We start from the raw sequence: 16,010 nt of genomic DNA, 5'->3' as shown, positions 1-16,010 counted from the left end.
GCGCTAGGGCGCGAGTGTGTCAACGGGGGCAACGATAATGCCCTCGGGCGTTGTATGGGCCGGCATGCCGAACCCGATGACGATGAGCTTGGCCGCGGGTGGTCTCTCGCCACGCTCGACAAGTTTGCGCTCGAGCCGAAGCAGGTTTGCAGATGCCTCGGGGATCTGCGGACTTCCGAGTTTTACTTCCACGGCAATCCAAGTTCCATCGCGCCTATGTATAACGGCATCGACCTCGAGATCGTCGGCGTCATGGTAGTGGGACACCGATGAGTCATTTGCGGCTGCATAGACCTTAAGGTCGTGCAGGACGAGGGATTCGAAGAGCAGTCCCAGCGTCTTCGGGTCGGATGCCAATGACTCCGGATTTGCTCCGAGCAGTGCGACGGCAAGCGAAGGGTCGGCGAGGTGCCTTTTCGCACTTTGCCGCAGCTTTACCGGAGACCTGAGCGCCGGATGCCAGGCCGGGATATCATCGATGATGTGTATTCTGCGCAAGGCATCCGTATAGCGCCGCAGCGTACTTCTCGATACATCACCGCCGAGGTCTTTCTCAAGAGACTTTTCGCCGGCAAGAGTGGATTCGTTGCGCGCAAGCGAAGACAGAAGAGCTCTGACTTTCTCCGGGTCACGCTTCACGCCGTCAACCCTCGAAACATCCGATTCGCAGACACCGTCGATGTAGGCAGCGGATATACGCATTGCATCGGCAGTCGTCTTGCCAACCGCCTGAGGCCAACCACCACGACATAGCAAATCGGCAATATCGGCGATGCCGTTGATGGATCCAAGTGCCGCTTTGATGGGGCATCCGTTAAGCAGCGATTCGAGCGAGACCGCCCCTGAGGAAACCCCGAGTTCGGCCAGAGTCATTGTTTCCATGCGCAAGCGTGATATGCGCCCGATGCCGCTGTGCATCGGTTGGTCGGCGTCGTTTGGTGTTGCTGACCCCGTAAGCAAAAACTGCCCTGGCTCACCGGTCCGACGATCGCATTCGAAACGTATCGCGTCCCACAGTTTTGGCTCTTCCTGCCACTCATCGATGAGTCTCGGCGTTGCGCCGACTATTGCTTGAGCTGGATCGATCCTGGCAAGCTGCAGTGCGGCAAAGTCTCCGGCAGGGTCGGAGAGAGACAGCGATGATTCAGCGAATCGCTGGGCCGTAGTCGTCTTTCCGCACCACTTCGGTCCCTGAATGAGCACGGCACCAAAAATGCCAAGATCGCGTTCGATTGAGCGATCGATACATCTACTCATATACCTAGTCATCCTACTTCCCGCCATTCAAAGAAACATCTCGTTTTATAGCATCTTACCAGCGCGTAAAACATTTTGACGAAAAACCATGACACAATTTGACGGTATTTCGTGAAACAAATTTACGATATTATATGAAACAATTTGACGGCGTTTTGTGAAACAGTTTTTCGGCCATTCGTGAAACGTTCTGTGGCGGTTTCAATCCGAAGTACATACTGTTCGAAATCTGTCCAAAGATGTCGTCTGCGTCGCCAATCGACAGACGGTGGTTTACATCTGTCACGTTAGTACTAAGATATTCATCTAATAAATTGCATTAGTGGCTTTAGTTTTGGGGGAAACGAGGCAACGTGACTATGACGTGCTCTTTGGTGGTTAACAGCAAGAGCGGTAATACCAGGATGGTTTCGGGCGCGATTAAGCGCGCTCTGCAGGCTGCGGGCGTTGAGTTTGTCCATGCCGCGGCGTTGAGCGACGATGCGGATGCAGATCAGGTTGCGCTCGAGGCGCAGGGCGCCTGCGCGGCCGACATGGTGCTCGTCGGTTTTTGGTGCGACAAGGGCGCGTGCGCGCCTTCGGTCGCGGCGTTGCTCTCCGCCTTGCACGGCAAGCGCGTGTTCCTGTTTGGCACCTGCGGCTTTGGCGCCGATCAGAGCTATTACCAGCAGATTATCGATCGCGTGACCTCCAATTTGGCCAATGATGCCGAGCTTGCGGGCTGGGCGATGTGCCAGGGCAAGATGGGCCCTGCGGTCAAGCAGCGCTACGAGGCCATGCTCGAGCAAGATCCCGACAACGCCCGATTTAAGATGCTGCTCGACAACTGGGTTGCCGCGAAGGACCATCCCACCAAGGAAGACCTGGATAACATGGCTGCAGCCGCCAAGAAGGCCGTGCTGGGAGAGTAGCTTCGCCGTTCGTGGTCCTTCGTGCAAAACAATACAAATGTGAAAGCCTCGAAGTTCTCGAGGCTTTTTTCGTGACACGAGGGCGCCCCTTTATTGATGGAAGGCCTAATAAGCTGATTGCTCTATGCCCGGATGTGTGCGGAGTGGGATGGGATTTCCGGATGGGTGGAGTTGCGGAAGCTGCGTCCCGGAATTTGTCTTTGGAATGGGATGCAGTTTCCGGTTGAGGGGCTCTGCGGAAAATGCATCCCAGTATTCGGTCGAGAAATGGGATGTAGTTTCCGGTTGAGGGGTCTGGCGGAAAGCGTGACCCGGAATTTGCGGCCGAGGTGGGATGTGGCTTCCCAACGGGGCCGCAAGCGGAAACCACATCCCACCTCGCAAGCGAATTCTAGGACACGGTTTCCAGCGGGTTATGGGCTGCGAACTAGTTGGGGCAGCCATGAAACTCAGATAGGGGGGTTAAAAACAAATGGTACATCCGGCAGTTAATTTTAATGTGGGGGGGGGTACGATTCTTTTGGTTGCGCAAAATATCGGACCTCCTATTGAGGAATTGAGTAGCGGGTCGATCACAGGTATTGGATAAAGCAGGTCATTTTGGGGATAAATGACCGCTTACGCCAAAATTAGTAGCATTAGGCGATGAGATATTGATAAAACTGTAGGACATCACTATGTTTTCTTAATAAGAAGAGATTCCAAATTGGCTTATTTCGGACTCACTTTTCAAGCGCCTTGCGGTTCCTGTTGAAACTTGCTGACCTTTGGATGGGTCGAATAAGGCCTCAAGGGGGATGAATTATCACTTTGACGGCGCGTAGACTCAAACGATTTATTGCACTTTTGAGTAGCTTGGCGTTCGCGCTTGTCATAGCCCTTGCCGTTGTTTCTTTTGTTCCTCGTGCATTTGGATACATGCCCTTTGCTGTGCTCTCGGGCTCTATGGAACCCGAGCTTCCCGTTGGCTCCATGGTGTTTGTTCGCCAGGTTGAGCCAGCGGATATTGCCGTGGGTGACAATGCAACCTTTTACCGATCGGATGGCGCCGTGGTGACGCACCAGGTGTACGAGATCGACCCTGCCGCGCAGATGATCGGCACGCAGGGCATTGCAAACAAAAATGCAGATGGAAGCATCATGCACGATGCCGAGCAGACGCCATTTTCGCGCGTGATCGGCACTGTTTCTTTTTGTGTCCCTTACCTGGGCTTCGTCAACGCTTATTGCACGACGATGCCCGGTTTGCTTGTTGTGGTGGCCGTTCTGGCGCTGCTGATCACGGCGTCGATAGTGCTCGATCGGATGGTTCCCGACGAGCCTGCGGGCAAGCATGCCCGCGTGCATGCGAGGGAGCGGCGTTCATAGCGGCAGGGAAAAGCGTCGGCGGCGGTAGGGGCCGTTGCCGGGGAAAACGATTCTCGAAAGGAAGAGAACGATGGAAAACAAGAAGAAAAAGCGCTACGGCATCATTGCCGCCCTGCTGCTGTTGGTACTGGCTGCCGGTGTGGGTACCTATGCATGGCTGACGGCGCAGGAGCACATTGACAACGTGTTCACGGTGGGTAGCTTTGGCCACCCGGAAAACAAGCCTGATCCGACCGATCCCGAGAAACCGGACCCCGATAATCCGAACACTGAAAAGGCCTACCTGTTCGAGACCCAGTGGGTTGCCAACTCCAAGATGGTTCCTGGCGCCACTGTGGCCAAGAACCCCAATGTCGGCATCAAGGCTGGCTCTGATGATGCATACGTATTCATTTACGTAAAGAATGCCATCGTCAAGCCTGGCACCAGCCTTGAAAAGACCCCGTACTTTACGCTCAAAAATACGAATTGGAAGCCCGTTGAGGGTCAAGTCAAGACCAACCAATCTGACAACTCTGGCAACCAGTACGTGAGCGGTCTGTTTATGTACTCCAAGAACTCTGCCGCAGAGAACCTGCCTGCAAAGCTCGAAGCCAACAAAGCAGCGCAGGACGTTTATACCGATGAGCTTTTCACTGCCGTGACGATTCCCTCTGCCATGAACAACACCGATGTTGTCGAGACTACTACTGACCCGAAACAGGCTCCCACGATGACGGTCTCTGCCTACATCTTTGGCGCGGGCCAGAATGGCACCGAGCAGGGTGAAAATGCTGACGCGCAGAATGCCCTTAAGCAGGCCAAGGAATGGGCTAAGACTCAGGCTTAATCCCCCTCCACCGAGATCCCGGCCCGCTCCCCATCCCCATTTTCGGGCCGGGATCTCGATCCCCTTTTTATCGACGACTGGCGAACGTAATGCTCAACAATCTTTCCGACAATCAGAAACGCACCTTGGCGCTTGCCGCGATGGCGCTGTTGGCCCTGGCGTGCCTGTGCGGCACGCTGGCTTTTACCGTTGATATGGTTCCGGCGAACAACGTTCTATCGTTTGGCAGCGTGAAGGTACGAGTCTGCGAATACACCCTCAACGAGCAGGGCGAGGAGATTCCGTTTGAGCCCAACGAGCACGGGGACTATCCCGACACCAAGGCCGGGGGTTCTGACATCAGCCGCATTGTGCGCGTGGAGAACGTCGGCACGCAGCCTGAGTACGTTCGCGCGCGTCTGCACATGACGTCAGTGGCACCCGACGGCTCGTGCGCGGATGCCTCGGGCAACGTTGCGTTTCATGTGGACGCGGGCGAGGGGTCCCCGTGGATCGATGGCGGCGATGGGTGGTACTACTACCGTGGATTGGCCGGGCGTGGCGGCACGCTCGACCCCGGCGCCATGACGGAAAGCCTCATGGACTCGCTGCGCTTTGTGGACGACTACCACGATGCCGCGCGCGGCGGCTCCTTCAGGCTCGATATCGATGTGCAGGCCGTGCAGGCCAAAAACCAGCAGGAAAGCGATACCGTCCTCGACGTGCTTGACGTCGCGGGCTGGCCGGAGGCGAACTAGCCTATGAAGATCAAGAACATGAACCGGGGCGTGCTTAGCAGGCTAGTTGCCGTCGCGGCGATTGCCCTTTGCTGCGTTATGGCGCTGCCGACGGCGGTGCATGCCGAGGATGTGCCCGAGGCCAAAACCGAATTCCACATCAAAAACGAGGCTGACTTTTTGGTGTACGTGGCGCTGTCGCGCGAGCGCGATACGTCCGGCTGGCACGTTTATCTCGATAACGATATCGTGCTTAATGATGACGACATGAAGACCATTGTCTCGCACACCGTTAAGCATCTGTCGTTTGGCAACAAGGAGCATCCGTTTAAGGGCGTGTTCGATGGTCAAAACCACACCGTTGAGGGCCTGAACTACGATAAAGACGCTTTTGACCCCGAGCGCGATACGGGATTTTTTGCCGAGACCAACGGTGCCACCATCAAAAACTTCCTGGTCAAGGACGCCAACGTGTGGGCGGACTTCCGCGGTGGCATTATCGTGGGCAAGGCCGTCAATACGCGCTTCGAAAACGTTATGGTCATGGAGAGCACGCTGCACGTGACCTGCGCCAACAATGCTCTCAACCTCATTACCAACGCAGGCTTTGAGGGCGGTCTCATCGCCGGCGAGCTCGACGGCTGCACCCTCTACAACTGCGAGGTCCGTGGCGGCCGTGCCGTCAACAATACGACCTCGGGCGTGCAGGCGCTCGGCGGTGAGGGTCTGTATATGGCGGCGTTTGCCGGCTACGTTAAGTACTCGACTATCGAGTACTGCCGCGTGACGCCGACGCGTAAGGACGACGGCTCGATTGCCGAGAAGGGCATGACCGACGTCACCAATAAGTACGACGTGGCCATTGGCGCCCTGGGCGGCAACAACGTGTACGCCTCGGGTTTTGTGGGCTGCATGGCGGGCGAGGCCAAGATTATCGACTGCTTCTCGACGGCGCAGTGCTACAGCTATGCCGCGTCATATGTGGGCGTCGTCGCCGTGACGCGTGCGTGGACAGGCGGCCTGGCGGGCCGAATTTTGACCGCCGAGGGCAACGAGCTCGTCCGCAGCCATTTTGCGGGCGATTTGAGTTCGCGCCAGTACAATCCCATCGCCGTGATCCCCATCATTCAAAACGATGTGAACCTGGGCGGCATTGCCGCGCGTGCCAACAAGGATGATGCCACGGTCACCGAGTGCTACTTTAAGCCGAGTGTGAGCCTTTCTGGCAACAGCCAGGGCAACCCTGCCAAAAAGAAAATCCCCTCGTTTGGTGGCGACGGCACCACTAAGGGCGATGGCTATGGTCCGTGGGATGACGAACGCTACACCACGCGCGAGCTGTGGGAAGAGCACGACTACGACTTCTGTGCCGGCACCATGCGCTCGACCGCTAACGACAAGGCCCTGGGTGCCCCGCACCCCAATGAGTGGGCGATGGATTACAAGCTGAAAATTCCCGTGCATGGCCAAAGCGTTAAGGCGACGATCGATTTTCCCGGTGCGGGCACCGCGACAATTACGGCAACCAAACTCGGTATTGATCAGGCGACCTCGGATCCGTATGCCTTTGCCGTGAGCGCCGTGCTGGCGGGAACGGCTCAGGGTTTGGCCCAGGGCGATACATCGGTAACGTTTAAGCAGGATACCTCCGCAAAGCCTGATGGCCTGACCAAGGAGAACGGCGGCTACCGTTTTATGGGCTGGTTCCGCGAGCCCGGGGTTAAAGTGAACCGCATCGATCATGACAACAGCTGGTTTAACGGCAAGACCGATGACCCTGCGGTGGCTGCCGGCAAGCAGGTCCAGAAGAGCGAGGCGCACGAGAAAACGTCAACCTATACCGCCGATAATGCCAAGGGGGCCGACGGTTTTAAGGGCAACGACCTGTTTATCGCTTCGTACGAGGCGCAGGTGCTGTTCTATAACGTTAAGGGCGAGACGCTTGATTGTAAGAGTGGCGCCGCGCACGACAAGTCGACGGATTGGTATCGCTATGGTGTCGGTTTAAAGCCGGCTGCCCCTGCGGACCGCGGTACTCTGTCTGCCAGTGCCACCTTTATCGGCTGGACGACGCAGCCGAGTGACGAGGCTGGGATGAACGGCGGCTATGCGGCCATTACCTCGACCCAGCTCGCCGAGCTAAAAAATGCCGGCGCGTTCTATCCTGCCGGTACCGAGATTACCGTGCTTGGCCCGACCGACTTCTATCCGGTGTACAGTGACTACGTCTCGAACATCATGACAGTGTTCGAGGGCAATGAACAGGATGAGCTTGAAGATAAGACCCAGCGTGTCGGCGTGGGCAACACCCATGTCGATGTCCAGACTTCCGAGGATGGCGCCAGTGTCTATACAGTGCAGGTGCGCGGTGTAGACAATAAGCCCTTGTCCGATGGGGGCGCGTTGCCTGACGGCTACCGCTTCCTGGGCTGGTACGAAAACAAGCAGACTGCCGATGGGTCCGAGGTCGAGGTGCGCGTAAGCCGCGACCCCAGTTACACGCTTCCCGACAATGTGGACCTGACCGTTCCGCATACCTATACCGCGCGCTTTGAGTACCGCGTGGATTATTACGTCAAGTCTATGACGAACGATGCCTATAAGGAATCCAGACTCCTCTGCTCTGTGTGGAACGGGTACCAAACCTCGTTCAACGAGCAGGTCGGATCGAGCTACGTGCGGGAGAATATCGTGCACTGGGGTCCCGAGCACGTCTATCACGGACTGAAGGAAAACTATAAGGACGAATGCAATGAGGGGCGCTTTGGGGCAGAGACACTCATCGTGGCGCCTTTGAAGGCGTATTCGCATACGGTCAAAAACGATACAGGTGCGGATACCCGAAAAAATGTCATTGCCGATACGGATTTCCCGGGTTCGGGCACGCTGGATGACGAGTGGGTCGCAGGAGCGCTGAAGTTTTACTTTAGGCCGGCGAGCGAGCGATACCGCTTAAATTTCTGGACCCTCGAGCGTCAAGGCGGATACTGGACCTGCGTGGGCAACCCCGTTCAGAGCGAGATTGGCATCGATTCGGAGTATTACATGCGCGCCATGGTGACGACAAGCGTCAGCTTTTATGGCAAGGGCGGTGCCTCGGTTAAGAGTGTCACGCGACGCTATGAGGCCCCGTTGCTGCTGGGCTCCGATAGCACCTACACCTATAAATATCCGTTTATCCATACCAATCAGACGGTAAACGACAAGCCCGAGGGCGGAAAGAAGGGCGACGTCAATCCCAATCTGACGCTTGAAGCCTCTCCGACCGATGCCGACATGGCCGTGGATGGCTATAAGTTCCTTGGTTGGATTTCGACCGCCGAGGTCCAGAAGGATTCTGACGTCTGGAACTATATCTATGATGTTGCCGGTGACCCCTATGTGACAAGTGATCCGGAAAAAGCGACGCCGTACTTGGCGACCAACGCGTCCAAGGTTACCCAGTGGCAGGATGCCTATCCCGTGTACATAAAGTACGACGTTAGCTACACCACCAACCTGCACCGCAAGGGCTTTGACGGAACTAATGGGGTTAACGTACCCAACTGGGATATCAAGCCCACGCTGACCACGCAAGACGACGGGTCTGTGGTGGCTACGGTGAGCCCCGACATTACGACGACGGTGTATGCCGACGGTACTGGTGGCGCCTATCAGCTTAAGAAGCTCGAGATCGAGCTTTCCGACGGAACAGTAAAGAAACTTGAGCCGACGGGCGAGGGCGGCAATGCCTATTCCTATCCCGTGGAGCCCGGAAAGCCCTATACGTTTGTGGCCTACTACACGCCCATTGCGGTGGTGTATCATCTCAACGACTCCGACGTTGACGGCAAGCTTGCCCAAGAGGGCGATAAGCTCGGTGACCTTAAAGATGGCATGCCGCTGCCAACGTATAACATTGGAGACATCGATGCTGCAACGGGCGCATACAACGCCTTCGTAGGTTGGACGGATAATAAGCCAGAGCCTAGCAGCGGTTATGTCGTTTGGTCGGACGGCGTTTCCATGGTGACTAAAAACACGGTGGTCAACGCCCCCATGGAGCTGTACCCGGTCTACCGTGCCAGCGCGGTAATTGTCCAATCGAATATCGATGCTAATCTGGATGATCCCTATGCCGTGCGTTCTCTTTCGCGCACCGACTCTGGCGATCAAATTTCGCTGGAAGTAAGAGCTACAGCTGAGGTTGTCGACAAGGATGGCACCAAGTACGACTTTGTCGGCTGGTCGCGTGACTATGAATCCGATAGTAAATACACTCTGATGACCGAAGACGATAAGTATCCCCTCGAGGGTAGTGAACCCTTTAAGGGCGCGACGTATACCGCGGTGTACAAGGTCACGCCGTATAAGGTGCGCTATCACAGCGTCGACGGGGCGGTCATCTTTACGGCGACGGTCGACTCGGGCGACGAGCGCGCGCAGGACGGTAAGCCTGGCTTTGTCTACACGGTCGATGTTCCCAAAATGGACGAGAGCGGCAATCCTGTGATGGAGCAAAAATCCGTGGCGTACGACCCGGACGCCCACTCCAAGATCGTCGCGCTGCTCGATGAACAGGCTGCTGCCAATGGCGATAAGCGCGAGCTCTTCTTGGAGTGGCGATATGTGGGTGCCGATGGCACTGCAAAGTCTTGGGATGAGTTCAAGGGCGAGCCAGTCAAGGGTGACATGGACCTGTATCCTGTGACGTATCGCGTGGTTGCCAACGATACGTCTGATCCCGCGAGCCCCGTAACTATGACCGCGCAGCTTAAGTGGCTGCTCGATCCCGCCGCGGCCAACACCGTCGGTGACAGTGCCGACAATGCGCCGTTTAAGGTCTGCTTTGCCAAGCCGTTTATGGGGACGCAACTGACTGTTACGGTAACGCAGGCAAGCTACGGCCCTGGTGCAGAGGGCGTTTCTGCGGCGGAAAAGCCTGTGAACGGCAAGTTAGTCTCGCTCTACAGTCTGGGTTCGGGTGGCGGCTCGTTCGACCTGGTCAACCGCCTGGAGTCCAAGAAGACAGGCGAAGGCGAGCAAGGTCCCGGTAATGCCGTGTTCAAATTTACCCAGAATCATGCGCTGACGATCGTTAAAAAGACTACCGACGCCAGCGCAATGGGGCAAACGTTCCGCTTTAAGGTAACGCGAAAGGCGTCGGAGGGTTCTCCTGCCGAGACGCGCATGGTCGAGGTGAAAGTTAGCGAGCAGCGCGACGAAAACGGTGAGGTCTGGTATGTCGGCAGCGTGCAATTTGCTGCTCCGGCGGGCACCTATACCGTCGAGGAAGACACGGCTTGGGCATGGCGCTACGAGGGTGAACTGAGTACGCCGGGCAAGGCGCCCGGCAAATCTGCCGAGCTCATCATCTCGTCTGCCTCGAGTGCGGGCGACACCGTGGTGACGTGCGTCAACACGCGCGCGAATGACAAATGGGTCGATGGTGGCTCGCGTGCCAAGAATGTTTGGAAAAACGGCACGCTGAAGAAGGAGGACTAGGATGACTAAGCGCAAGCAAATCGTCGCCCTCCTTGTTGGCGTTCTCCTGTTGGCTGGCGCTGCCGGTACCTTTGCGTGGCTTTCGGTTACGGGCGTGCTGGTCAACGAGTTTGGTTTTGGTTCGGTGGCGCCCTCGGTAGATGAGAAGCTCGATGGCAATGTGAAGAGCAACGTCATGATTACAAACAACGGCTCGGCCCCGGCATACCTGCGTGTTGCGGTGGATATCTACTGGCAGGACCAGAATGGCGCGCGCCTGTGGGATGAACCAGTTGCCGGCACCGACTACGTCATTGCGTGGGGCAGTGTGTCCAAGGCATCTGCTTCTAACACCGCCTCGTCTTGGGTTGTCGCGTCCGACGGGTACTACTACTGGACGTCTCCCGTTGCTCCGATGGGCAAAACCGATGTGCTCATCAAGAGCGTGACTGAGCAGAAGGCAGATGGGAAGAACCTGGTCGTTGACATTTCGACCCAGGCAATTCAATCCACGCCCGGCGATGCAGCTGCAGAGGCATGGGGCTGTGCAGTCAAGGATGGCGTGCTGGTGCCGCCGCATGGAGGTGCGTAAGTATGGCCTCTCCGATTCGTAAAGACGTTGCGTGTTTCTTGCATTGCGTGATGGCGGCAATCGTCTGCCTTATCGCGCTCGCCGTTCCTGCACGTGCGTTTGCTGACATTCCCACGATTGCCTATGACGGAAATGCACGCCAGCTAACGGTATCGGGAGCGACGGACTCCTCGGGGGAGCCCGATCTGTTTCCAGCCTTTAAAGATCTAATGCCCGGCGATGTACGCGAGCAACAGATTGGGGTTCGTGCCACGGGTGTAAAGTCCCAGGTACGTGTGTTTGTGCGGGCTGTTGTCGATCACGAGACGGCACATCTGCTGTCGCCCATTACCCTAACGGCGTCGGCGGCCGATGCGTCTGCCGGTTGGCTCCAGACGGGAACGCCGGGCAGCGTGTTTGCCTATCCCACGCAGGTCGCAACGTTTACGAGCGATGGCAGCACGGTACTCAATTTGCAACTAAGTGTCCCGACGTCGGTGGGCAACGAGCTTGCCGACGCAAACAAGGCAATTCGCTGGGAAATCACCGCCGAAGACGATGGCGAGAAGATCCCCGTACAACCTGCTGGCAGCAAGAAGCCCGGCTTGCTTGGTCTGGCGGCAACGGGCGACAACACGCTCGCTTTGCTTTTGGTGTTGCTGGCGCTTGCCATCATCGCTTTTATAGCCGCGCTTCTTTTGTCCCGGAGGAACAAGCGCTAGGTCCATCTTCTAAACGCAACGCCCTCCCGGGCGGCGGGCACGAAGTTCCCTGCTCTACAGTCCTGCGCAAGACGAAGGCCACATTAAGTGGCCTTCTTTGCGTGCGGAACTCGCGATGAACTTCGTGCCCGCCGCCCGGGAGGGTGTCTCTTTATTGATAGAAGGCCTAATAAGCTGATGATTTTATGCCTGGATGTATTCGGAGTGGGACGGGCTTTCCGGATGGGCGGGGTTTCGGAAAGTGTGTCCCAGAATCGGCGCTCAGAGTGGTCCCCACTTTCCGTTTGATGTCTTGTCCGGAAACTACGTCCCGGAATTAAGGCTTGGAATGGGATGCACTTTCCGCTTGAGAGCCTTAGCGGAAAGTGCGACCCGGAATTTACTCTTGAAGTGGGATGCGCTTTCCCGACAGGCCCTCAAGTGGAAACTGCGTCCCATTCCGAAGGCAGATTCCGGGATACACTTTCCGAATACAAAGAAGGCCACTTAATGTGGCCTTCAACTTATATATGTTGCGGATGCTTTCATGACAAGCCGCGCTTCAACACCGAGGCGTCTGCCCGGCGACGCGGAATGTAAGGTTCATCGCGAGTTCCGCACGAGCCGGAGAGCACTTAATGTGCTCTCCGTGCGAGCAGGACTGTCCGAGCAGGGAACCTTACGTTTCGCGCCGCCGGGCAGACGAACCAGTTAAGACGTGTCGCTACTTGATCTTGGTCGTACCCGGTGCCAGGTTGGGGTCGGTCTCGTTGGCCTCGGTCTGGAAGTGCTCCGTATAGACGTTCTTGCCGTCGCGGAACATCTCGTAGTACTGCATCTTGGCGTAATCCTCGCGTGCCTTGGTGGCAGCCGCGGCGGCGTCGTCGTCACCGGTGACGTTGGAGGAGAGCGCCCAGCGCAGGCTGGCGTCCTCGTAGCCGACGGAGTTGATGGCGGGCAGCGACTCGCGCAGCGTCATGTGCGCTTTCTGGTAGTCGGAGAGAGGTGCGCCGATCAGCTGCATCAGCTGGGTGGACAGATAGTTGGTGGACAGGTCGTCGACCTCGCTTGTCTGGTCGCAGCCGGCAACGTCGTAGTTGGCCCAAATGATGTAGTCGGTCTGCCACAAGCGCTCCTGGTGGGTGGCGTCATCCTCGTCGGTAAACCACTTGTCGTTGAACTTGGACGGGAAGAACGGCTGATGGTCGCCCCAGAACACCACGACCACCTTGCGATCGAGTTTGTTCAGGGCGTTGAGGAAGTAGCGCAGCGCCTGGTCGGACTGCTCAATGCACGAGACGTACTCGTCGACATCGGACAACGTGCCGTCCTCGACAGTCTTGGCGTCCAGGTCGGTCGTGTCGATGTTCAGGTGCATCTGCTTATCTGCCGGCAGTAGACCCGTATCGTAGCCCGAGTGGTTCTGCATGGTCACGTCGAAGATAAACTGCGGATCGGCGTTCTGGTCGAGCAGCTCAAGAATCTTGTCGTAGGTAGCCTGGTCGGTCACCATACCGCGCAGGGTGTCGGCGCCCTGGAAATCGTTGATAGACAGGAACTGGTCAAAGCCAAAGTCCTTGTAGACGTTCTCGCGGTTCCAGTTGGTCGCGTGGTTGGGGTGCATGGCCGTGGTGGAATAGCCGAGCGATTTGAATTGCTCTGCCAGGTTCCCGGTCGTTTCCATGTTGTAGATGGTGTAGGGGTACACGCCCGAGCCCAGGTTGGCCATGGAGTTGCCGGTCATAAACTCAAACTCGGTATTGGCGGTGCCGCCGCCGTAGGCGCTCACGTAGAGCTTACCGCGGCTGAGGCAGTTGGGCAGGTTCTTAAAGTACTGCGGGCCCTCGTAGCCGGCGCGCATATTCTGGTAGATCGACAGATCCGAGAAGGTCTCGTTCATGATGGCGATGACCGTGGGCTTCTCGCTGTCGAACTGCTCCTTTGCGGCGGCGCGCTCGTCGCTCTTGGCCGCGTCGGACTTGTCGTAGGCCTTGGCGTACTTTTTGAGCGTGGCCTTGGCATCGTCGACGGAGTAGTCGGCGGGTTTGGGCGGCTTGATGGACTGCGCTGCGCTAATGAAAGCGGGCAGGTAGCCCTCGCGCCAGTAGCTCTCGAGCGGGCGCCAGGTGTAGACGGTGATGCCGAGGGTGTTGTAGTAGTCGATAAGCGTGACGTGCGCGGTCACGCCGCCCAGGCACAGCACGGCGACGAGCAGGTTGGTGAGCAGCATGCGCTTGGCGTTGGCGGCGCCCTTCTGACGGTGCGGTGCCACCAGGCCGGCGTACTCGCATAGCAGCATGGCGATGGCGGTAAAGCCCATGGACAGCACGCAGAACAGTGAGATCGAGAAGGTGTAGCCGGTGCCGGCGACCGCGGCGGCGGTGGAGATGGCCGAAAGGTCGCCCGGCTGGATGGGCATGGATTTAAACGTGATGACGAAGAACTCGGCAATGCCCAGGACAAAGAGGGCAAAGGCCAGGACCGCGGGAGCTGCGCCGTGGCGCTGGAACAGGAAGAACAGGCCGACCATGAGCGTGGTGATGATGGCCCACTCGAGCAGGATGCACAGGGGGTAGACCCAGGTAAAGTCGTGGTTGGACGAGACCTCCATGCCCAGCAGCGCAAAGACGCCGGCGAGCAGCAGGCACAAGACGGCGGCGACGAGCGGTTTGCCCACAAAGGCGCCGCGCAGGCGGGCGAGCTTGCCGGTGGGGGCGGGGGCGTCGGGCCCGGCGAACGCAAAGACGCGCGGGGCGATGCGGTCGCGGGCGATGCTGGCCCAAGCGCAGCCGGTGAGGATGGCGTTGGTCAGGATGAGCATTACGAAGGCGAGCGGCTCGTTTTGCGCGACGAGGCCAATGGCGCTCCAAATGGTCAAAAAGAGCTGGAACAGGCCGAAGGCGACGCTCCACCCAAGAGCGCTTTTGGCAACGGTGCCCGACTGAGCGCGAATGGCCTTGGCCTCGCGCAAAACAAGGTAGACGGTCGCCGCAAGACCGACGAGCGAGATGGCGGCAGCGAACATGCTGAGACTCCTCACAAACTTAAAACCTACGAAAGCGGGGGTTTACCCGATTGTTACCAAGATATGCGCTGCAATTGGTGGCTGCGCACAACAACCAGCCATATTAACGCGCACGTGTGGCGGTGTGGCGCAATGTAGTGGCGACCTGCGCGATAATGGACGGGAATTACACGGAAACGTAAAGGCTTCTTAAAGAAATGGCAGGGATGAGGCTATGAGCGAGCAGGTTTGCACCAAGGCTGTGGATACGCACGGCTATCCGGTCGAGACTACGGGCAACGTGGTGCTGGACATCTTGGAGCATCGCTCGTCTACGCGTGCCTTTGCGCGTGATGACGACGACCGCCCCGTGGCGGTGACCGACGAGCAGCGTGCGGCGATCCTGCATGCGGCGAGTCGCGCGCCGTCGGCGGGCGCCATGATGATGTATTCCATCGTAAGCATTCGCGAGCAGGCTACGCTGGACCGTCTGGCCGACCTGTGCGACCACCAGCCCATGATCGCCAAGGCGCCCTGGGCACTAATATTTGTGGTCGATTATGCCAAGTGGATCGATCTGTTTGAGCACGTGGGCTGCTTTGAGCCCGAGTTTGTCGAGCGCACGGGCAAGGCGCCCCGCCGCGCGCCGGGTTTGGGCGACTTTGCCATCGCGGCCCAGGACGCCGTGATCGCTGCGCAAAACGCCGTGGTTGCCGCCGAGGCCCTGGGCCTGGGGAGCTGCTACATTGGCGACATCGTGGAGAACGCCGAGGAAGTTGCCGAGCTGCTCGATCTGCCGCCCTATACCATGCCGCTGTCGATGCTCATCATCGGCACGCCCCGTAAGGAGCGCCCGGCGATCGCGCATCCCGTGGTGAACCTGGTGCACGAGGAGCGCTATCGCCGCGCCGATGCCGCGACCATGGATGCGCAGGTGGCCGAGATGGACGCGATGTTCCGTCCGCATGCCCGCGAGGTGGGCGAGCGCGTGGTGGATATCTACACCCGCAAACACACTAGTCCCTTTATGGCCGAGATGAGCCGCTCCATGGAGTGGTGGTTCAAAAACTGGCTCGGAAAATGACGAATGTGACAAGGGGACAGTCCTTTTGTCACATTTCATATCGCCGCGGTAGCCTAAAGACTGTATAAATCTTTATCTAGCTGGGAAAACAGTGCATTAAAACATG

The 16,010-nt window shown here is 57.7% G+C and carries 10 protein-coding genes; 8 read left to right on the top strand and 2 right to left on the bottom strand.

Going from position 1 to position 16,010, the window contains the following annotated elements:
• Nucleotides 1-3: 3 nt before the first annotated feature.
• Nucleotides 4-1,257, bottom strand: coding sequence for an ATP-binding protein (locus tag NBH09_RS04510; protein ID WP_250787194.1), 1,254 nt, complete (start codon nucleotides 1,255-1,257; stop codon nucleotides 4-6).
• 359 nt (nucleotides 1,258-1,616) lie between these two features.
• On the opposite strand from NBH09_RS04510, the gene bilS reads away from it, so the two are divergent.
• From bilS to NBH09_RS04475, 7 genes are all read left to right on the top strand, one after another.
• A complete protein-coding gene (gene bilS, locus NBH09_RS04505) occupies nucleotides 1,617-2,168 on the top strand; it encodes a flavodoxin family protein BilS (protein ID WP_250787193.1) in 552 nt (183 codons plus the stop codon).
• An 810-nt stretch (nucleotides 2,169-2,978) separates the two neighbouring features.
• Nucleotides 2,979-3,536, top strand: coding sequence for a signal peptidase I (locus tag NBH09_RS04500; protein WP_350446085.1), 558 nt, complete (start codon nucleotides 2,979-2,981; stop codon nucleotides 3,534-3,536).
• A gap of 70 nt (nucleotides 3,537-3,606) precedes the next feature.
• Entirely contained in the window at nucleotides 3,607-4,365 is a 759-nt protein-coding gene (locus NBH09_RS04495) for a SipW-dependent-type signal peptide-containing protein (protein ID WP_118267911.1), read from the top strand.
• Nucleotides 4,366-4,454: 89 nt separating this feature from the next.
• On the top strand, nucleotides 4,455-5,102 hold the full coding sequence (locus NBH09_RS04490; protein ID WP_250787191.1) for a hypothetical protein: 648 nt from the start codon (nucleotides 4,455-4,457) through the stop codon (nucleotides 5,100-5,102).
• Nucleotides 5,103-5,105: 3 nt separating this feature from the next.
• A complete protein-coding gene (locus tag NBH09_RS04485; protein WP_250787190.1) occupies nucleotides 5,106-10,565 on the top strand; it encodes a hypothetical protein in 5,460 nt (1,819 codons plus the stop codon).
• Nucleotide 10,566: 1 nt separating this feature from the next.
• Nucleotides 10,567-11,136 (top strand): hypothetical protein, encoded by a 570-nt coding sequence (locus NBH09_RS04480; protein ID WP_117655348.1) that lies wholly within the window; start codon nucleotides 10,567-10,569, stop codon nucleotides 11,134-11,136.
• 2 nt (nucleotides 11,137-11,138) lie between these two features.
• On the top strand, nucleotides 11,139-11,837 hold the full coding sequence (locus tag NBH09_RS04475) for a hypothetical protein (RefSeq protein ID WP_117848708.1): 699 nt from the start codon (nucleotides 11,139-11,141) through the stop codon (nucleotides 11,835-11,837).
• A 703-nt stretch (nucleotides 11,838-12,540) separates the two neighbouring features.
• Here NBH09_RS04475 and NBH09_RS04470 read toward each other — a convergent pair.
• Entirely contained in the window at nucleotides 12,541-14,841 is a 2,301-nt protein-coding gene (locus NBH09_RS04470) for an LTA synthase family protein (protein WP_250787189.1), read from the bottom strand.
• A gap of 214 nt (nucleotides 14,842-15,055) precedes the next feature.
• Here NBH09_RS04470 and NBH09_RS04465 point away from each other — a divergent pair, with 214 nt between their 5' ends.
• Entirely contained in the window at nucleotides 15,056-15,904 is an 849-nt protein-coding gene (locus NBH09_RS04465; protein ID WP_250787188.1) for a nitroreductase family protein, read from the top strand.
• The last annotated feature ends 106 nt before the right edge of the window (nucleotides 15,905-16,010 follow it).

The organism is Collinsella sp. BG-O-102, assembly GCF_023656745.1.
Classification (GTDB): Bacteria; Actinomycetota; Coriobacteriia; order Coriobacteriales; family Coriobacteriaceae; genus Collinsella.
The sequence above is the reverse complement of the archived record's forward strand: the minus strand, read 5'-3'. Positions and strand labels throughout refer to the sequence as shown.